This window comes from Candidatus Protochlamydia naegleriophila (assembly GCF_001499655.1).
GTDB lineage: Bacteria > Chlamydiota > Chlamydiia > Chlamydiales > Parachlamydiaceae > Protochlamydia > Protochlamydia naegleriophila.
This window is the reverse complement of sequence record NZ_LN879502.1, coordinates 843,406-862,401: the sequence shown is the minus strand read 5'-3', so window position 1 is coordinate 862,401 and position 18,996 is coordinate 843,406. Positions and strand designations below refer to the sequence as shown.

Annotated in this window: 14 protein-coding genes; 8 read left to right on the top strand and 6 right to left on the bottom strand. The window is 42.5% G+C overall.

Annotated features, from left to right (window positions below; all coding sequences use genetic code 11):
- Positions 1–12 precede the first annotated feature (12 nt).
- Together PNK_RS03575 and PNK_RS03570 are read left to right on the top strand one after the other, a co-directional pair.
- Positions 13–384 carry a response regulator gene (locus PNK_RS03575; protein ID WP_032125257.1) on the top strand — a complete coding sequence of 124 codons (372 nt, stop codon included), beginning with the start codon at positions 13–15 and terminating at the stop codon, positions 382–384.
- 89 nt (positions 385–473) lie between these two features.
- A complete protein-coding gene (locus PNK_RS03570) occupies positions 474–1,136 on the top strand; it encodes a DsbA family protein (RefSeq protein ID WP_059060347.1) in 663 nt (220 codons plus the stop codon).
- Between the two features lie 77 nt (positions 1,137–1,213).
- Here the strand turns inward: PNK_RS03570 and PNK_RS03565 are convergent, their stop codons facing one another.
- Together PNK_RS03565 and PNK_RS03560 are read right to left on the bottom strand one after the other, a co-directional pair.
- Positions 1,214–3,001 carry a CHASE3 domain-containing protein gene (locus PNK_RS03565; RefSeq protein ID WP_059060346.1) on the bottom strand — a complete coding sequence of 596 codons (1,788 nt, stop codon included), beginning with the start codon at positions 2,999–3,001 and terminating at the stop codon, positions 1,214–1,216.
- Between the two features lie 3 nt (positions 3,002–3,004).
- Complete coding sequence (locus PNK_RS03560; protein WP_059060340.1) at positions 3,005–4,117, bottom strand: FUSC family protein; 1,113 nt, start codon at positions 4,115–4,117, stop codon at positions 3,005–3,007.
- A 525-nt stretch (positions 4,118–4,642) separates the two neighbouring features.
- Here PNK_RS03560 and PNK_RS03550 point away from each other — a divergent pair.
- From PNK_RS03550 to PNK_RS03540, 3 genes are all read left to right on the top strand, one after another.
- Positions 4,643–5,215 carry a ferritin-like domain-containing protein gene (locus PNK_RS03550; RefSeq protein ID WP_032125253.1) on the top strand — a complete coding sequence of 191 codons (573 nt, stop codon included), beginning with the start codon at positions 4,643–4,645 and terminating at the stop codon, positions 5,213–5,215.
- A gap of 106 nt (positions 5,216–5,321) precedes the next feature.
- Positions 5,322–5,786, top strand: coding sequence for a Dps family protein (locus PNK_RS03545; RefSeq protein WP_059060335.1), 465 nt, complete (start codon positions 5,322–5,324; stop codon positions 5,784–5,786).
- A gap of 17 nt (positions 5,787–5,803) precedes the next feature.
- On the top strand, positions 5,804–6,769 hold the full coding sequence (locus tag PNK_RS03540) for an NADP-dependent oxidoreductase (protein ID WP_231909286.1): 966 nt from the start codon (positions 5,804–5,806) through the stop codon (positions 6,767–6,769).
- Positions 6,770–6,840: 71 nt separating this feature from the next.
- Here the strand turns inward: PNK_RS03540 and PNK_RS03535 are convergent, their stop codons facing one another.
- Positions 6,841–7,782, bottom strand: a complete 942-nt coding sequence (locus tag PNK_RS03535) for a hypothetical protein (protein ID WP_059060333.1) — start codon at positions 7,780–7,782, stop codon at positions 6,841–6,843.
- A 225-nt stretch (positions 7,783–8,007) separates the two neighbouring features.
- Between PNK_RS03535 and PNK_RS03530 the strand changes: the two genes are divergently transcribed.
- On the top strand, positions 8,008–10,182 hold the full coding sequence (locus PNK_RS03530; RefSeq protein WP_059060332.1) for a methyl-accepting chemotaxis protein: 2,175 nt from the start codon (positions 8,008–8,010) through the stop codon (positions 10,180–10,182).
- A gap of 96 nt (positions 10,183–10,278) precedes the next feature.
- Here the strand turns inward: PNK_RS03530 and PNK_RS03525 are convergent, their stop codons facing one another.
- Positions 10,279–12,855, bottom strand: coding sequence for a protein kinase domain-containing protein (locus tag PNK_RS03525; protein ID WP_059060330.1), 2,577 nt, complete (start codon positions 12,853–12,855; stop codon positions 10,279–10,281).
- A 449-nt stretch (positions 12,856–13,304) separates the two neighbouring features.
- On the opposite strand from PNK_RS03525, the gene PNK_RS03520 reads away from it, so the two are divergent.
- Together PNK_RS03520 and PNK_RS03515 are read left to right on the top strand one after the other, a co-directional pair.
- Positions 13,305–14,216: an enoyl-[acyl-carrier-protein] reductase gene (locus tag PNK_RS03520; protein ID WP_059060327.1), complete on the top strand. Its 912-nt coding sequence runs from the start codon at positions 13,305–13,307 to the stop codon at positions 14,214–14,216.
- The gene (locus PNK_RS03515; protein ID WP_059060325.1) at positions 14,213–14,839 is read left to right on the top strand and encodes a histidine phosphatase family protein; all 627 of its coding nucleotides are present in this window, start codon (positions 14,213–14,215) and stop codon (positions 14,837–14,839) included. The genes PNK_RS03520 and PNK_RS03515 overlap by 4 nt, the downstream gene beginning before the upstream one ends.
- 52 nt (positions 14,840–14,891) lie before the next feature.
- On the opposite strand, the gene PNK_RS03510 is transcribed toward PNK_RS03515, so the two are convergent.
- Both PNK_RS03510 and PNK_RS03505 read right to left on the bottom strand, forming a co-directional pair.
- Positions 14,892–17,483, bottom strand: a complete 2,592-nt coding sequence (locus PNK_RS03510) for a hypothetical protein (RefSeq protein WP_158021684.1) — start codon at positions 17,481–17,483, stop codon at positions 14,892–14,894.
- A 601-nt stretch (positions 17,484–18,084) separates the two neighbouring features.
- A complete protein-coding gene (locus tag PNK_RS03505; RefSeq protein WP_158021683.1) occupies positions 18,085–18,942 on the bottom strand; it encodes a hypothetical protein in 858 nt (285 codons plus the stop codon).
- Positions 18,943–18,996: the final 54 nt, after the last annotated feature.

Below are 18,996 nucleotides of genomic sequence, written 5' to 3'. Positions count from 1 at the left end.
CAGGTTAAACCTATGAATGAACCCAAAGAAGTTTTAATCGTTGAAGATAATGAAGATAACAGCTTGCTGGCAGAAAAAATTCTCAATTATTATGGCTTTAAAACTGTTGTCATGGCGCATGGACATTCAGCTCTTGAGTATTGTGAATCTCACAGGCCAGATCTGATTTTAATGGATCTCTCTTTGCCAGATATGGATGGGATGGAGCTCACCCGCCTCCTAAGAAAAAAAACTAATTATCAAACCGTACCCATCATAGCCCTGACAGCGCATGCCATGCGCGGAATTCAAGAATACAGTCAAGAGGCGGGGTTAAATGAGTTTTTAACAAAGCCTTTTCTTCCTAATGATTTGATCGATCTTGTACGTAAATATTTGCAATAAGATTCTGATGATAGACAGAACTCATTTAAGGATTTATGCACCTGAATGATCGATTGAATACAATGAACAAATGAACTCAAGGAGTTACCATGAACAAATTGAATAAACGCCTTTTTTTTCCTCTAGCTTATCTATTCGCATTCATGTGTGCAGTTTTTTTTACCCCTTCCTCCGCTCATGCGGATGAAGAAGATATTCAAGAGATTAAACAACGCCTGGTCTTAGGAAAAGCTGATAGCCCAATTGAAATTTATATTGTCTCTGATTGGTTCTGCAGCTCTTGCAAAAAATTAGAGCCTAAAATCGAACAACTCTACACCGCTCTTAAATCCAAAGCAGCCTTTTACTTCGTTGACTTCCCAATCAATCGCCAGAGCGCAAACTTTTCTCCCTATCACTTATCTTTTTTGATTAACGAAAAAACCAAATACTTAACTGCGCGCCAAAGCTTAATGGATCTGACAGATGAAACTCAAAAGCCAACCGATATCGATGTAGCCAAGCTGGCTAAAACTAAAAAGTTAAAATTCGAAGAGCTTTCTTTCGAAGATGTTAAGAATGGCACAGAATTTTTTGATGACATTGTCAAACGCTACAGCATTAGTGCAACTCCATCTGTTGTCGTTGTCAATAAAGAGACTGAAAAATTTGAAAAATTTAAAGGCAGCCAAGCTAAAGAAAAAACCATTTTGGAAGCTATCGACAAGTTAGAAGGAAAGACTAAGCCAAAAAAATCGTGGTTTAGCTTTTAAACCATCTACAAAATCCCCTGCGATCAGTGCTCGCAGGGGACACGCCTGGACTAATAGCAACGCTTACCCATTCTCTCCTATTGCACGCTCTTTCCCGAATACAATCTAGGCGATAAAACAAGAGTGTACACCCACATTCCTTCCCCTCTTTTAGAAACTGTCACACGATATCCGAGCACTTTCGCAATAGACTGTGCAAGAGATAAGCTTAGGGCTTCTCTTTCAGGCTTTACCTGCAGCTTGCTTTCTTTGACAGTCTTGCCTTTACTTCCATCTTCTAGGCACATTATATCTATTTCTGCCGCACAAAGTGTTTGAGGGTCGGCTTTGACATGCACAATAATTTGATCCGTTTTTTGGAAGGCAAGTGCGGTTTGAATTAAGTTAATTAGAATATCGTGCAATTTTTCAGGATCTGTCTCTAGAGGCTTTAGTGAATGGGGAATTTCAGATTGAAATTGAACCTGTTTAGTTCTATTTAACTGCTGTATCTCGACCTCTTTAATGATTTTTTCAATGAAGACATCTAGAGTTAACTCCTTAGGATTCAAAGAAACTAATCCCCCCTCTATTTTAGATAACTCCACAATGCGATTAGTCAAGTTAAGAACTTGCTGACTATTCGTTAATATTTGAGCCAAAATCGTACGCTCCTGCACATTTAAATGATCACTTTTTGTTCTCAGCAAAAGATTAGTGCCATTTACAATGGTTGTTAAAGGAGGTCTAAAATCATGTCCAAGGCTAGATAAGAACTTATTTCTAGACAAATACGCTGCTTCCATAGCATCATGTGCAACTTTAACATGCTCTTCCAGTTTTTTATCTTGCGTAAGATCGGATGCCATAAACAAGAATCCTATGACTTGATTCTGCTCGTCCCTTAAAGCTGTAATGGATAGCAAACAAGGAAAAACATTCCCATTTTTCTTCTTCATGAGCCATTCCGAGTCTGCCCAAACAAGCGAACGGGTAGGCGAAACGAGCAGGTCGAAGCCGATTGGCAGCTCGATAGGACGTTGATATAAATGGGTAAGTTTGTCATGCAGGTTGTCTTTGTCATACAAATTCAAAATAGAGGTCTTATGAATGACTTCCTGGGCTCGATAACCCAGCATTTTTTCGGCCTTTTTATTAAAAGAAACAATAACACCTTTGTTATCGGTTCTAATAATTACCTGCCTGGTAGTATCTAGAATGGTCTGATAGATATGAGACGTTTGATTTAATTCCTTAGACGTTTTCAGGGAGCGCTGTGAGTCCCGGTAAAATAAATAAGAGTAAAATCCGACAATAAAATTGACTAATGCAACGCTCCCGATCATTGTCCATAGCGACCGGTCAGACGACTGCTCGATGTCAGCCTCCTTATACCCCCGCTCACTCTCTGCTGAACTGGTAAGCTGAACAATGAGAGAGCCAATATTATCCATTACCCTTTTTTCACTGCCCACTCCCCCTTCTTTTTTTTGGCTTTCAGTTATTCCTTCCGACTTAACCTTGTCAATGGATTGACTCATAGACTGTATTTGCATCTTAATTAGCCGGCTCAACTCTTGATAAAGAGCTATTTGAGAAGGTAGCGATCCTTCTTGTGCTTGAGATAGGTAAGAATCTAGTGTGTGCAACGTACTATAATAAGGCTCTAAATAATTGCTTTTACCAGTTAGAAGATAGCTTCTTTGACTTATCTCAGCATCTTTGATCGCCGCTAAGAGCTTATGCAAAGATTCTTCTTGTACAAACAATCTCCGTCGCTCTTCATAAGAGGCAAGCAAGCATTTGAAATTGAAAAGGGCAGCCAGGCTAAGAGCCAGCGTTCCCGCCATTCCAAGCACGAGGATAAACAAATATCTCTTCTTCATACCCTACTCTATTGCTAGCTGTTGATCGATGATCCCATTAAGCTGTTGTAATTCATTCAGAATGTGTTTAAAGTTATAGAAAAATACAAAGTAGTTTTCTACGCGCTCTAAGCTGTATTTCTTCATGACTCGAGTCGCGCGAAACCGGACAAGCTCCTCTATCAAGCTTTCTTGCAACACGGCAATGCGTCCGTAATCATAGCTTGAATGCCCACTTTTAAGTTTTTCTGAGAGGTCTTTCAAGATAAAATCGATCTGCTCGCTTAAATGATGCACCTCTTTTTTCAGTTCTTCATCAAAAACCTCTTCGAGCATCGATGGGTCGAAAACTTTTTTCAAATCTCGAACACTTTCCCACAAACGCTCAAGACAACTCAATAGGTCTACCCAGATAGTAATAGGAGACATTCCTACTAGTAATTCTACCTTTGATTCTTCCAGATTAAAGTGCGCTTGAATAAAGGCTTGATTCACATCATTGATGAGATCATCAGCGATCGTTTCGCTTTTATGGGGACTGCTCGACACTAATGTGTACTCATAAAATTGCCGTACAAGCGATAAAATATCGGCCATTTGAGACTGCATTGTCGTCAATGCCTGCGATGGCCAGACAGCCTGAGCAACAAACATAGCAACTCCAAGCCCCACACACGTGTCTAAAAATCTAAAGAATGCATAAATCCAAGGGCTAATGCTTGGATTGATTCCCCAAGGAATCATGATGACAGCCAAAGATAGGCAGGCCATGCGATAATTTTCTTTCAATCCACTGGCAAAGCAAATACATGCGGTGCAAAAAATGGCTACTCCCAAAATAAAAGGATGCGCCCCCCATTGGCTTGCAAAAAAGCCCCCTAAAGCCGATCCAACCAAAACACCTAAGAAACGATTCCAAATGGCCTTGTAAGTCCCACCAAGTGTAGGCTGAGAAGCAAAAATTGAGGCAACAACGCACCAAATACCACTGATAAAGGCATCTGGATGTTTAATGAAGCGATCCAATTCATGGCAGACATATAAACTCAACAAAGCTGCTAAGCTAGTTTTCAAAGCCAGTTTAAAGTTTATCTGACTATAGAAGTCTTGCCATTTGGCTTGAGTAAAAATCGCCATTTAATCTCCCTTCAAAAAATTGAATCTCGGCCATCAACAAATATTTTTCAAATATTTTTCCCAAGTAAATCCCAATTGGTTTATAACTTAACTCAATTATTTGTGTATATGTAGACAATGCCCTAACAGAATGTCGTTTGGAGCTATACTTATCGTGGAAAATCAAGAATCCACCCAATCATCGCCTGTAAAAAACTATTTTAAACAAAGGCGGCTCTTGAATCAAAACCCAAAACCTGGTCTCAGCATCGAGGATATGGGTAAACGAATCGCCCAGTTTAAACGCCCTCAAGCTCATTTTTTTTGCAGTCCCCTTAATGGTAACTCTTCCTATTAAATTTGATCCTTTAGCTTTCACGCATCGCTTCATCCCCAAGCGCTAGAATAACTGCGGGTGCCGTAAGAAATCCAACTCAAGACTGGCATTCCAGGAAATCAATCATTTCAAATTAAAAGAGTTGCTGCAATCAATTCATTGCTATAACATCCAAATATGCTAAACTTTTTTTAAACAGGGGGGTTGTGATGCAGCAAAATTCTTTTTATGAATTGTTTCTTGAATTGTTAAGAGATGTGTTTGATGCAGAGAATCAAATCGTTGTCGGCCTACCAAAAGTCATCAAAGCATCAACCCATGCAGAATTAAAAGAGGCGCTTGCTCATCATCTTGATGAAACGAAGAATCAGGTCCTGCGCTTGAAGAAAATTTTCAAAATGCTGAATGAAAATCCAACTGGTGTCGAGTGTACAGCTATGGCTGGGTTAATGAAAGAAGCGGAAGAAGAGATAGCCAAAAAAACGACCCCATCCGTCAAAGATGCGGGTTTAATTATTTGCTGCCAAAAAGTAGAGCATTATGAAATTGCCAGTTACGGGTCTGCAAGAGCACTAGCGAGACATTTAAACCAGTCAGAGATTAACGAGCGCTTCAATTTTGATGAGATTGCAGACCTCCTCCAAGAAACATTGGATGAAGAAAGCTCTGCAGACGAAAAGTTGACTGATATTGCCGAAGGCGGCTTTTTCAGCCAAGGAATCAATGACGAGGCAGAAACAGAAGCGCAAACACCTACAAAAACGACTCGTCCGAAATCTTAAAACGATCGCGCAAGAGATTTCAAAAGCTAAGCGAACCCAGGCCCTGCCTGGGCTCGACTTTAAACGGCTGACTTTCCAAATCATTCTTATTTAGCTAAGGCATGCCATGACAACTAATTTCACTTTAGACCGGAACAAGCAAATTGCCCAATTTTTAAATTTGATTCTCGCTGATACTTACATCCTGTACGTAAAAACGCAGAATTTTCATTGGAATATCGTCGACCCTCGCTTTTATGCCTTGCATCAATTCTTAGAAAAACAATATGAAGAACTAGCCGAAGCCATTGATGAACTAGCTGAGCGCATTCGCATACTAGGCGAACGAGCTCCCGGCACACTTAAGCAATTTTTAGACATGACATCCTACAAAGAATCGAATGGGGATGAAAACAGCGATGACATGCTTCAGCAGCTATTTGAAGATCACGAAGCCATGTGTCGCCATTTAAGGGAACGAATTGAACGTTCTAATGAACTCGGGGATCACGGTACAACCGATCTTCTGACCAAGCGGCTGAGTGTCCATGAAAAGAGTGCCTGGATGCTTCGTAGCCACTTATCAAACTAACCGTAGAGAGAAAAACTGTGAATCAGCACACCATGAAAGCCATCGTTCTTGAAGAATTTGGGGGAGCCGACCGATTGAAATTAGCGCAGCTTCCAACTCCCTCGCCAGGTCCAAGCGAAGTTCAAATCCAAATTGCGTATGCGGCTGTCAATCCAGTCGATTGGAAAATTCGGGAAGGCCGCCTGAAAAATCGCGTACCGCATGAATTCCCTCTCATTCCAGGATGGGATGCAACGGGCACTATTTCAGCTGTCGGCAAAAATGTTAGAAGATTTAAAGTAGGCGATTCTGTCTTCGCTTATTGTCGCAAACCCACAATCAAATGGGGCACCTACGCCGAATACATTTGCTACGAAGCCGACAATGTAGCTTTTAAGCCTGCCGCCCTTTCTTTTGCTCAAGCAGCCGCCATTCCACTCGCTGGTTTGACAGCTTGGCAATCGTTGTTTGACTCAGCACAGCTCAAAAAGGGAGAGATCGTTTTAATTCACGCCGGAGCCGGTGGTGTCGGCAGTTTAGCGATTCAATTTGCCAAACTGGCAGGCGCCTGTGTCCTGACAACGGCCAGTGAATCCAATCACGCTTATGTCAAACAATTGGGAGCAGATATAGTTATCGATTATAAACAGCAAAATGCTCTTGAAAGCATCAAAGCTCTTTATCCAAAAGGCATTGACGTGGTCTTCGATACGGTTGGCGGCGAGACTCAAAAAAAGAGCTTTGAGCTGCTAAAAGAAGGTGGCCGTCTAGTTTCAATTGTAGAACCGCCAGACAACTCCCTTTCCGAAGCCCATCATGCAAAAGGGCTCTATGTCTTTGTCACTCCCAATGGCGGAGAGCTCCAGCACATTTCAGATTTGATCCAACAAGGGAAAGTTGGCCCGATTCAAATCCAGGAACTCCCCTTAGAAAAGGCCTCAGAAGCCCAAGAAAAGAACCAGAAAGGGCAGTCAAAAGGTAAGATTGTTTTAAAAATTCGCTAATACCTGCTCTCTTGCACAATCTAATTTACAAGCAATCGCAAGTCGAAAAGGGGGCGCTGTCCCCCATTTTCTTATTTTGGTCGAAATTTAGGCTTCATCGTCAGATAGTCTGGTCCAATGATCTGGCTCAATTGAAGGTCTAAAAACTCAGCTAATTCAGGATAAAATTCATTCAACCACAGCTTAAACTTGTACGTTTTCGTGTAAAGCTCTTGATGATAGACTCTTGGGTCTTTGATGGCTTCATTTTGGACAAATTGTCCCACGTCAATGTGAATCGGTTGTCCATGAAGAACTCCTGTATTTTGCATCAGGGCATGGTCATTATCTGCAAGTCCGCGGTAATACTCGGAAAGAATGAGATTTAAAAGAGCCGTGATAAGCTGTTGGGCCTGCGCTGTCTGCCCGTTCTTTTTAAATTCGAGCAAGGAATCACAAAGCATTTGAGCGCATCCTTGAACGCAAAACTCCATCTGATCCAAATCTACCAGGTGCGCTTGGCCTATTTTATCATAAATGGTCAGTTGCTTATGGAGGGTATCGGTCTTATTCAAATGGACAAAGAGCAATCCGGTTTCATCTTTCAAATGCTCAAAAGCAACCTTCCAACTCTTGACAAAGCCATCGAGCTTGTTCCATTTTTTCTCTATTTTCTCTTCCCGGTATTTAACTAGGGCCGGTAAAGGAGGGGCATAGGCTAACCAAGGCTGAAGGCGGTAGCGTTGATACTTAAAAAACTTAATCACGTAGTGCCTATCTTCGCTAATAAACACATAAGATTGGCATCCTTTTCCCAAATAGCGATAAGGCTGATCGAAAACCCGGCTCATTTGATCTTGCTCAGCTGCCGATAAAGGTCTAACTTCCCATTCAGGATTATAGGCAAAATCTGAAGAAATATTAGCTATCGTAAATCCGGCCGTTAGCTGGAAGTATAGACGGCCTAATCCGTAAAGAGCAGCAAAGATTACACCCAGAATAGCAAAGCGGAAGAGGATTTTTTTTAAGTTCATTTTTATCTCAACTTTACTTCAAAGAAAAAGCATTCATTTCAAAAACAAAAGCATTTTAAGCGACTGATCAGAAAAAGTCTATGAATTGCTGAACGAAAAAATGCTGCCCACGAGGACTCAAAAAATTATTCCAAAGCTTAGCGAAGTTTTAGAAATAACTTTTTTTAAAGATCGGAATAGACTAGTTTAAGGCTAGCTTCTTAACTAGACTATTTGTATTTAACTATGCGTTTTACTCTTCTTCAACGCTATCGACTCTTAGCCTGCGTGTTTGGGCTCTCTTTGTTCCCCCTTTTCTATTTTGCTTATTCGACCTACGCGCAAGCCTACTCTCTGCTAGAGTTTGGCATTCAAAGCAACCAATATCAAACGATCTTAAAGAAACTGATTCATGCCCTTCCCCAACACCAAATGCTTCATCACCGACTGATGAAAGGGGAAAATGGGCTGAGCGAAGAATTGAACTATCTAAAGAGCCAAATTAGTAGCTACATTGCCGAACTTACATCGACCTATCCGAACACCTCTTTAGATGACCTAGCTCCGAATGCGGCAAAAGACACTTCCAATCACTGGGAAAGGCTCAATCAATACCCATTGACACAAGAGAGCAATCGCCACTGGCATAAGCAAATTATCGCGCAGACGCAAAAAATTTTTGGCTCAATGGGAGCCTATTATCCCTCTACTGAACAGAGCCCTTCTTCATATTTAATTTTATCGACTCTAATCGAACTTCCTCACTTGCAATCCCTTATCTATCAGGCCACCTTTGGTATTGGAGAAGCATTACTGGACCAACAGTTCAACTCTCAGACAAGAGAAGAATTGATCGCAATAATTGCCCTCTTGAAGCTTCGCCTCGAAAATCTAAAAGATCATATCGAGCGAACCTGGCACTCACGCGCTCTGCCGAACTCTACTCTTTCAGACAGTTTTCAAGAGTACTATCGCGTAACTGAGGATTTAATCAATGCGCTTCAACAAAACCTCGTTGATTCACAAACTCCCCACCTAACAAGTGACGAGCTCATAAGCCTTGGAAACACTGCCATCCTGCCCGGTTTAAAGCTCTGGAATAAGGCAAATGAAGATATTCATCACCTCCTCCTGCAAAAGCAAAGCCATTTAAAGTTTCGCTTTTGGCTTCTCACTCTCCTGACACTAATCCTGGCCTTTGCAACTTTTCTGTGGGGGTATGCGATGTGCCGCAAGACAGTTGAACAACTAAAAGAGGTGACCCATACAGTCAACCAGCTTGCAGATGGACAAACATCGACTCGCATGATAGAGACGGGCCAAGAAGAATATGACCAATTGGGAGCCTCCTTCAATCGGCTTGCCCAAAGACTCGATGAAACACTTTCACAATTTCACGAACTTTTGCGCGGCATTCACCTGTTGAGTGAAGGAGATTTAAGCATTCGATTGCAAAATACGTATCAAGATAGTGAATTCGCACATGTAGTCCTGGCTTTCAATCAAATGGCCCAGTCTTATGAAGCCATCATCGGCCACTTGCAGCAACTCGGATTCGTTTTGACAAGCTCAGCGAGTCAATTGTCGGCCGCCTCCAAGGAACAAGAAGTCATCAGCGTCGAACAAGAAGCTACAACCCGGGAAATTGCCGTGGCGGCTAATGAAATTTCATCGACCTCTAAAGAATTTGTCCTGACTTTGAATGACATCAGCAATTCGGCCGAACAAACGTCACTATTAGCAACAATCGGTAAACAATCGCTTTCTAACATGGAATCGATCATGCGGCAAATGGTGGAAGCCTCAACGAATATTGCCGCCAAACTGGCAATTTTAAACGAGAAGGCCGGCAATATTACAAGCGTTATCACAGCCATTACCAAAGTTGCCGATCAGACCAACCTTCTCTCACTCAATGCCTCTATTGAAGCCGAAAAAGCAGGGGAATATGGAAGAAGCTTTGCCGTCATCGCAAGGGAAATCCGCCGCTTAGCAGATCAAACAGCTATTTCTACACTCGACATTGAAAAGATGATTAATGAAATCAATACCGCTGTTTCCTCAAGTGTCATGGGTGTGGATGATTTTACTCAAGATATTCGGATAGGAGTCGAACAAGCTGGTAAAGTCAGTGAACAATTGGCCTTAATCATTCAACAGGTGCAAGAATTAATCGCCAAATTTAAAATGGTCAATGAAGGGATGCAGGCCCAATCGGCTGGTGCCGAACAAATCAATGAAGCCATAGGGGAACTAAGCCAAACGGCGCAGCAAACGGCACAGTCTAATCATCAATTCCACCAAACAATCGAAGAGCTCAATGCCGCCGCCAATCAGCTGCGTACCTTCACTAACCTAAAGGCGCCCTCCTCTCCGCTGATACAAACGCTCGCACCAAACGCAAATAGGCGCAACAGCTAAGATCCAAGGCGTGTCAATTTGGATTAACATTTCGGCTCCAAAAAAAGCCCAGGGCAATGACCTTGCCCTGGGCTTTTACAAGAGAAATCGAGCGTCTTAGAAGACATCTATGACAGAGGTAATCTTGCCGTCTTGGAGCAAGGTAACAGCTTCTTGCTTCCATGTCTGGAAGTGCTGCATGACTTGATCAATCGTTGGACGCTTCTCCGGCTCAACTTCAGTACATTGCTTGATCAAATGAAACAGAGACATTCTATACCCTTTGCTCCGCTCATCTTGACCATTCTCATCGATGATCCCGTAGCGATCCGTCCTGGCCGTCTCATACCGCTTGTAGTACTTTGCTTGTTGCATCGGGATAAATAATTGACCCATGGATAGAACGGCTCTTGTTGGACTCGCAATATTGTCGTTAGCCGGGTGAGCCGGTGCATTTTCTCCTGACAGCATATCCCACAAAGTCAATCCCACAGCCCAAATATCGGCTTTCCCGTCAATCTTCTTCCAGTTTTCTCCCTGAATGCGCGAATTGTTGTAATAAACAATTTCAGGGGCTATGAAGTACGGCGTTCCAATCAATGTTTGTCTTTCTTCAGATTCATTGCCACAAACCAATCCGAAATCCGAGAGCCCCGCTTTCCCATCACTTGTACAAAGAATGTTACCTGGCTTGATATCGCGGTGAATGAGGTTTTGCTCATGAATGCTCTTAACACCCTTCAAAAACCATTCGATCATATCTAAAAAGGCGATTTGATCTTTTACAGACAACTCCCTTGTGTGCGCCAAAAGTGCCATGTCATACAACTCAATCGCTTGCTTATCTTTGCCTTCTACTGCATAGCCCGCTTTCTTTTGAATGATGGCTACCTGGCCATTGACCGTTGTAATTTTATGCGTTGGCCAAATCCCCGGAAGCTTGCCCAATCGAACGCACAACTCAGCCTCTTTTTTAAAGGCTTCAGCTTCCTCATCAAAAACAGAATTGACAGTCGGAGCTTTAACAAGCGGCTGGATGAGTGTTTTATTGATAGTCAACCGAACAGGATGGCTTGGCTGCTCTGGATCAACGATATCTGGCTCCATTTGATCATCAGATTCGATCATATCATCATCCAACTCGACAATTTCATCGCTCGGGGATCCTTGTTGCCCCTGCAAGATGATCCCCTGAGGTTCATCATGTGGCAAGCTTTTCAAGATAACCATTGTTCCCGACGACTCCTCACTCGAAGACGAAGAACCCGTTCCTGGCTGGCTAGAGCCTTCCTGTAAGACAGCCTTATGTTGATCCAAGGCTATACCATCGAGTTCATCACTCGACCCACCCAAGCAAATCATCGTTAATGGCCCACTTGAAGACGAAGAAGAACTTGTTGCATGTCTGATCATTGTGTCTGAAGTTCCGACTGTATGCATCACGACCGAAGAGCCTAAAGAGTTTGACGAGTCGCTGTCATACTCATAGCTATCAGAATCAGAATCTGAATCCGTGCCAGGTTTGCTTGGCTGAGGGGCTTTTAAAGCCTGAAAATGCTTAATCTCTTCTTCAACCTTGTCTGCCGGCTGTAAAACAACAAATTCACTGCGCTCAGCGCTCTTCACGGTTGGAAGAAAATGAGTAGCGACAAAAGCAGCCTTGTAGCTTCCTGAATTCAAAAAGTCTTCTTTAAGAAATACTCCTCCATCTTCACCTGGAATGACGAGTGCGCGATACTGCTCAATCTGTACTTCCACGCTTTTTTTCTCTTGCCTAGCTATCATCTCTTGCCAAGTGGTTTCAATAGCTGTAATTAAGGATAAAGAAAAATCGGTCCGCTCGGCCTTGATAAGGCGCTTGACGTAAAGCGCTTTGATTTCACTTTCCGTGCACTGAAATAATGTCTTATCTCTCTCGATCTGTTCTGCAGTAGGCTGGTATTTGAAATTCACGTGGTCTTGGTAGAGATTTTCAATCGTTTCCTTGAATGTAGGCCGTAAAACATCTTCACCAAACACTTTCACTATGTCTTTGACGCGTGGCCAGTGCGGCAGCTGCGAAGCCAAAGCATTTTCTGCTGCGGTAATTTCTTTTCTCTGAAGATCGCTTGGTAAAAGGGTCTTTTTCAAGGCTCTCAAATGATTGGAATAGGCATAGACCGATTCAGAAAGCGAACCATGATAATACTCTACAAACTCGTTGAAAGATGAGAGATCATTGACTTGACTTTGAGCAGCAACCTTTACCGAAGGAACCTGACTTGATTGAGGAGCTATACGCGATTGCAAAGCCGCGGCAACAGGATTTGCCGCTAATTGATCAATAAAAGCCTTCTCATCACTGAGCTTTTTCTCCACCCCTAACAACTTTGCACACCACCGGAAAATGAAGAATAAATTTTGATAGCGCTCCTGCCTTTGCTTCGAAATATAGCGCAATCCGCTCAACATTTTCGTTTTATTTTCTGCACAAACATCTCTTGATTCTAAATTAGCCTGAGTCAGTTCTAAAATAGACTGAAAAGAAACGACTCGCACCGCAGCCGTTTGCGCCGCTTGCTTGTCATTTAAATAACGGAATTTAGAACCCTCTTGCACAATTTTACCGTGCTGGGGATTCTCAGCGATAGAATTTAACCAATCTGCCCATAAAAAAGGATGGGGAGAGAGATTTTGAGGCTGATTAGCTTGCATGCTTTTATCCTTAACAAATAATTTTATTAGCTTATATTTATGGTTTTAGTTAAATAAAACTTTTGTTTTTCAACCGGTTCCAATCCTCTCAAATCACTAAACAATAGCACTTAAACAGTGTTTTATTTTAAACAAACTATCATCTTGACAAGTCAACCAAAACTTTTATCAATGATTAATTATATCAAAATCCTAGACTTTAAAACAAATTATTTCTAACTTAACACAATTAAAGGCCTGCAATCATTATTATTTTATTAACATCCGGTAGAATTAAGTCTGCATTACTCAGTAGCGAGAAACTTTTTGCTGTTTGCAAGAAAGGGGTAACCTTTTAGAATAAAAAGTCTTTTATCGAGCATGGTTCAAATAGAGGAGTGATGAGGTGTTTACAATAGAAATATCTTACCTTTGCTTGTCCTGCCATTTATCAAGTAGATGAGGTTTTTATGTTGCAGATCAATTTAAAGGGTAAAAAAGCTTTCATTGCTGGGATCGGGGATGATCAAGGATTTGGCTGGGCAATTGCCAAGGCTTTAGCGGAAGCGGGAGCAGAAATCATTGTTGGAACCTGGACACCGATTTTAAAAATTTTCACTTCAAGCTTGCAAGCCGGTAAGTTTGACGCTTCGCGTCGTCTATCGAATGGATCGATGCTTGAATTTACTAAAATCTATCCGCTCGATGCGTCCTTCGATACGCCAGCTGACGTACCAGAAGAGATTAGAGAAAACAAACGATATAAAGATATCGGCGGCTATACTATCTCAGAAGTCTGCGAAGCAATAGGACGCGACTTTGGCAAAATCGACATTTTTATTCATTCCTTAGCCAATGCACCAGAAGTTCAAAAACCGCTCTTGGAAACAAGCCGCAAGGGATATTTAGCAGCCGTTGGTTCTTCCGCCTACTCCTTTGTTAGCCTGCTAGCTCATTTAGGCCCCCATTTAAATGCTGGCGGATCGGCTTTATCCCTAACCTATCTTGCCTCAGAAAAAATTATACCCGGTTATGGTGGCGGAATGAGTTCAGCCAAGGCGGCTCTCGAGAGCGATACGCGCACCCTAGCTTGGGAAGCTGGCAGAAAATGGAGCGTTCGCGTTAATACCATTTCAGCAGGGCCCCTTCGCAGCAGAGCAGCTAGAGCCATTGGTTTCATCGATCGCATGATAGACTACTCTCAAGCCAATGCCCCGCTTGCAAAAGAGCTCTTCGCTGAAGAGGTTGGCTATACAGCCGCGTTTTTAGCCTCGAATCTGGCATCGGCTGTTACCGGCACAACGATCTATGTCGATAATGGTCTTCATTCCATGGGTGTGGGAGTCGATAGCCCAACCTTAGTGGTTGAAGAACTCGTATGAATAAAAGCTGCGAAATCTATCTAGTTCGGCACGGAGAGACCGATTGGAATGCAGCCGGACGCATCCAAGGACATACAGATATTCCCTTGAATACTCTGAGCCTGGGCCAAGCGGCGCAACTCGGCTCGAGTTTAGCGCACATAGATTTTTCAGCCGTCTATTCGTCGGACTTATCGCGCGCCAAAGAAACAGCCAGACTGATCATTGGCCCGCGTGTTCTCCCCTTTATTGAGACGCCAGCCCTGCGAGAACGTTGGGCCGGCTCATTTGAAGGTCAATCGAAAGAAACACTCGATCACTGGACCGAAAAGTTCTTTCTCTCTCAGGAAGCCTTATCACAAGACTATTGTTTAAAAACCCCTTGGCATCCAGAAATTGAATCCCAAGCATCGATCTTTAAACGAGCCTTAACATTTTTAGCAGAACAGCTGTCAACCTACTGCGAACAAACGATTCTTGCCGTAACTCATGGCGGAGTCATCAGAGCCTTCCTCGATCACCTATCTTTCATACCTAAGAATAAGTGGATCGTTCCCAATTGCGGCTTTATTAAGCTCAAACTGACAGAAAGCGCGTTGCACTTGGAAGAAATACATGGAATAATAAGAAGCCATCTTCCTTAGAGCTCAAAACTCATTAACGAAAAAATCCCTAATGCTTTCAACGATGCAATGTTTATAAAAAAGCTGTTTGCTCTTTCTCTCGCAATTCATCAGCTAAAGCCGGATATTTGCTGCAAAGCCCCGCCATTGCCAATCTGAAAGACTCTTCCCCCTCTTGCTGGTTTATTCGCTTTAATGCCTCATCTGACTTTAGCAATAGGGCCATTTCAAATGCCTCGCCAGATGCAACCCAATCCGTTAAATGCAGATGAAAAAACTCTGCAAAAGAAAGGGTCTTTTCTTCATTTTGCCATTCCAAATGCTTTTCTTGAGTATAGGGATAGGCCTTCAAAATAGGATAAAGCAGCTCGTGTTCGCGCACCTTATTTAAGATCGAGACCGATTGAAGCAGGGCTTGACGCATCCATAAATCGGGAAGATACTCTTCAAATAAATCAAAGAGAAAAGCACACCGTTCGCTAGAATGAAATTGCCGCACAACCAGATTTAATAGCGAGTCTGTCTCACAGAAGGGCTCCTGAACAGAGCTGATCCGATAAGCGTTCTCCGCTAAAGATCGCAGCCCAGCCAGCCTTTTCATCGCATCCGGCGCTAACATCACCTGTGCAAAAAGAGAAGGCGTTCTTTGCAGCAATACCCTTAAAAAAGAGCCCTCTTCGCTCTTCCAGAGCATATTCACCCACTCGCACTGATTATTTTGCGGAGTCAATAAATAGTCGTAAAGAGCGGATGGACAGCGTTGAAGGAGCTCTTCTACAAGAACACGCATCATCAGAGGATATTTATTGAGATTATAGCGAATCCTTTCACTGGTCGAAGTCAACGCCTTTACAGCAGCCGTCAATAATAAAGCATGATCAGGAACGGTTAAATGAGAGCTCCCTTCTTGAGATAGTTTAACTTGCATCTCGACGGTATCAGTCCTAAGAGAGGGGTACCTGTAGCAAAAATCGTCTACAATTTCACTGAAGCCCTCTTCTCCCAATTGCTGTGCAACCTGCTTGATGAGATGTGTGTCTTTTGAAAAAAGAGCTGCCAGCATTCCCATATAAGACTCAATTAATCCGCTTACATTTTGCCCTAAAAGGTGATCCACCCTAAAATCCAAAATTGTGAATGCACACTCTTCTTGAAACACCTTTACCCCTATCTCTAATAGCTCTTCTTTCAGGCGCGGATATTTTTGGCCAAGACGGAGTATGTCAGCCTTAAAACCCTCTTCACCCAAGCATTTTGCAATTTGATAAAGGAGATGCTTGCTTTTAATCAAAAGCGCCACTTCGATCGCCTCATCCGATTCGATCAAATTCTCTAGATTTTCTGCTAAAAAGGCTTCAAAAGAAATTTCAGAGCCATCATGCCAATTAGTGTATTGTTGATGAAGATATGGGTAAGAGCGAAATAAATGGTGCAATTTCGAATGATTGAACCTATATAAAAGGGGTAAAGCCCCTTCCACTAGCGCCTGCTTTAACCACAGCTCAGGCATAGCATCAGAAAAGAGCTTAAGCAGCCGCTCGCTTTGATCGTGCAGCGGATATTTGTTTAAGACAAGTTCTAACATCGAATCGCTCTCATACAACTCGATAACGGCATACTCGTGACTTCTTAAATGACTCCTACAGTTTAAGGATATGATTCCCTGTTCATCGGAAGGCAATTCCGCATAGGCATTCTTTTTTAAGAGCCTGTCTAAAAATTCCCGAGGGCTTGCTTCCACAAGAACCTCTACAAATGCCAGGTAATAAGGATTGGAAATAAAAAGATTCCAATGGCTTTTGTTCAAATTGGGGTTATGTTCAGATATCTTCTGATAAAACAATCGAATGTCATAATTAATCAACTTCTTCATCTCTTGTCTTGCAGACTCTTCGTCATTCATCATCATTCCCCTTATAGTATCCCAAGATAAAGGCGAGCGAGGAGACCTATAAACAGGAATTTTTTGGGCAGCTCTTCGAACAGGCCGAGCCGGTCGATTAGGGATAATCCTCGCAATGGGGCGTGCAGGAATAATTTGCACTCTTTCTTCGATCAAATGATTATTAGCGGCCTCTCGCGGTGTCGCCAGATTTTGTACGCTGGGATGAGCGGCGGGATTAGTGGCATGATATACCCTGGGAGCTTCACCAACCACATAAAATTCTTCAGCAGAGGGAATTCTTCGAAGAGGAGGCTCTGCGTCTTGATTGTTTAGCATGAAGAATTGCATCCTCGAGGAAACAATATTCCAAATAGCTAATTGTCGCATTGTAGCACTTGGGAGGATGAGTCCAGCTGCGATCAAACCTAAAGCACCAAATAAGAGAAGGGATGCTATTTTTACTGTTTTGACAACAACATTGCCTACTTGTGTTGCTATATTTAGCAACTCTTGTTTTTCCTGACTTCGTCCTTGGCCTTTGGCTAGGCAAACAATAAAGTGGGTAGAAACAGCAATGACAACAATCGTTCTTGGAATACTTAAGACTAGTTCAAATGACAGCTGTAACGCTAAAAAGACGGGCATGGTCGCTGCCATCATCCGAGCTTTGACAAGGGATTGATTTTCGGCCTTTGCATAGTCATAGACTTTATCGACACACCAATCTGAGAATAAATTAGAATTCCAAATACTATTACTATAATCTTGAAAAACCATCATCACCCCTTTTACAAGCTTTCAATTGAAACTAAATATTAACTAAAACAAGAAAACCGCCTTTTTAGTGGGTGTTGAGGGTCTAAAAATTTTATGCTAGCGACTTATCTTTTCTTGGTCAAATAAAAGCTTGATAAAAGAGCCATTCTTTAAAAACGACTAGAGAAGCTTTTGTGAGCCAAGATTATGAAGTTTTTTCTCAATAGAGTTAAGGCAAAAGACGGGGGAAGCACAGAGAGGCAGAGAGAATGATAAATCATTGACTCCCTGCTCCACCCATCTATGAAGTACTCTATCCAAAATTGACTATAGCTCATTTTTATTGCTTTTACTTAGATGATACTTTAGGACCCGCAAGCATTAAGACGTATGTTACTGCTATTGTCTCTTGGTGAATCTCCTTCAAATATTTAATTGCTATTTATTTGCGAAAGTTAGCTTTACCACTATTAACTAGAAAAGCGACTGAGTGCAGAAAAAATAGGATTATTTTTGGGAAAAAACGAAGCTCATGGGAAAGAGTGAATCCTTATGCTCTTTACATAACATCTAGATCATAGAGGTAATTGTTTTCTACTCTCATTGAGCATGACTTAAGGTTGATTTAATTTTGCATACGGGAAGAGGATCTAGCTTGCCTCTTGTTTCTGCGCAAGTACCAATCCAATGCATACTCGGCACGCCCATCCTTCACGGCCTTCATCAATCCTTTTTCGATCAAATCAGGTGTCGCAAGCGCGATGCAGGCATAAGATGGATCATCCCATAGCCGGACCCAAACCCCTCCATAATAAACGCGTGGCTGGATTGTCATAGGCGTCATCGATTCAACGTAAAAGTCTGCCAAAGAAGCAACTTGAGACACAAAAGTCGAACATTGCTGCTGAGTCAGTGAATAGAATTGATAGGGATAGGAACGGATAAAATTCACAATGAGATGATACTGCTGCTTGGTCAAGGAGACCTTGGCAGCATAAGTAGGCCGATGTCCACCCGCTCCTTTTTGAAAGAACCCATCATTTAAAGTCGACCACAAATACTTGACTGGATTGGGCTCATAGCGGGGATTTTGCATTTGTGCGATGGTTGGATTGGCATATCCCCAGTCATTGTAATTCATGATGCCATCAAAATAGCGCGCCTGCAAACGGCCACGCTCTCCCGAATGCCCCCCTTCTAAAACATGAGTCTGCCCACCTATTTTTCCTTGCAAATAGATCCAGGCATGGCCTAAATCGCCCGTCGTACTTCCATCACTTGGATGCTTGGCAACGGTATGAAAAAAAGAACACGTGTCGGTGTAGTCGAGATGGCGAGCATTGACTAAAATGACGAGAAAGTATTCCTCCTCTTCCATAGGACACACGCAAGGACGCGGCTGATGCAAATGAGCATAGAAGGCTCGGTAGCTTGCCGAGCCTGGACAACAGCCAACCAATTGGATTAAGAAAAAGCCGACCAATACAATTCTAAATAAGAGACTTCTTGCAGAATTTGCTTTGGTTGGAAAAATGAG

Coding starts and splice junctions, on each gene's coding strand:
- PNK_RS03575 (WP_032125257.1), top strand. CDS start 13: ATGAATGAACCCAAAGAAGTTTTAATCGTTGAAGATAATGAAGATAAC.
- PNK_RS03570 (WP_059060347.1), top strand. CDS start 474: ATGAACAAATTGAATAAACGCCTTTTTTTTCCTCTAGCTTATCTATTC.
- PNK_RS03565 (WP_059060346.1), bottom strand. CDS start 3,001: ATGAAGAAGAGATATTTGTTTATCCTCGTGCTTGGAATGGCGGGAACG.
- PNK_RS03560 (WP_059060340.1), bottom strand. CDS start 4,117: ATGGCGATTTTTACTCAAGCCAAATGGCAAGACTTCTATAGTCAGATA.
- PNK_RS03550 (WP_032125253.1), top strand. CDS start 4,643: ATGCAGCAAAATTCTTTTTATGAATTGTTTCTTGAATTGTTAAGAGAT.
- PNK_RS03545 (WP_059060335.1), top strand. CDS start 5,322: ATGACAACTAATTTCACTTTAGACCGGAACAAGCAAATTGCCCAATTT.
- PNK_RS03535 (WP_059060333.1), bottom strand. CDS start 7,782: ATGAACTTAAAAAAAATCCTCTTCCGCTTTGCTATTCTGGGTGTAATC.
- PNK_RS03530 (WP_059060332.1), top strand. CDS start 8,008: ATGCGTTTTACTCTTCTTCAACGCTATCGACTCTTAGCCTGCGTGTTT.
- PNK_RS03525 (WP_059060330.1), bottom strand. CDS start 12,855: ATGCAAGCTAATCAGCCTCAAAATCTCTCTCCCCATCCTTTTTTATGG.
- PNK_RS03520 (WP_059060327.1), top strand. CDS start 13,305: ATGTTGCAGATCAATTTAAAGGGTAAAAAAGCTTTCATTGCTGGGATC.
- PNK_RS03515 (WP_059060325.1), top strand. CDS start 14,213: ATGAATAAAAGCTGCGAAATCTATCTAGTTCGGCACGGAGAGACCGAT.
- PNK_RS03510 (WP_158021684.1), bottom strand. CDS start 17,483: ATGATGGTTTTTCAAGATTATAGTAATAGTATTTGGAATTCTAATTTA.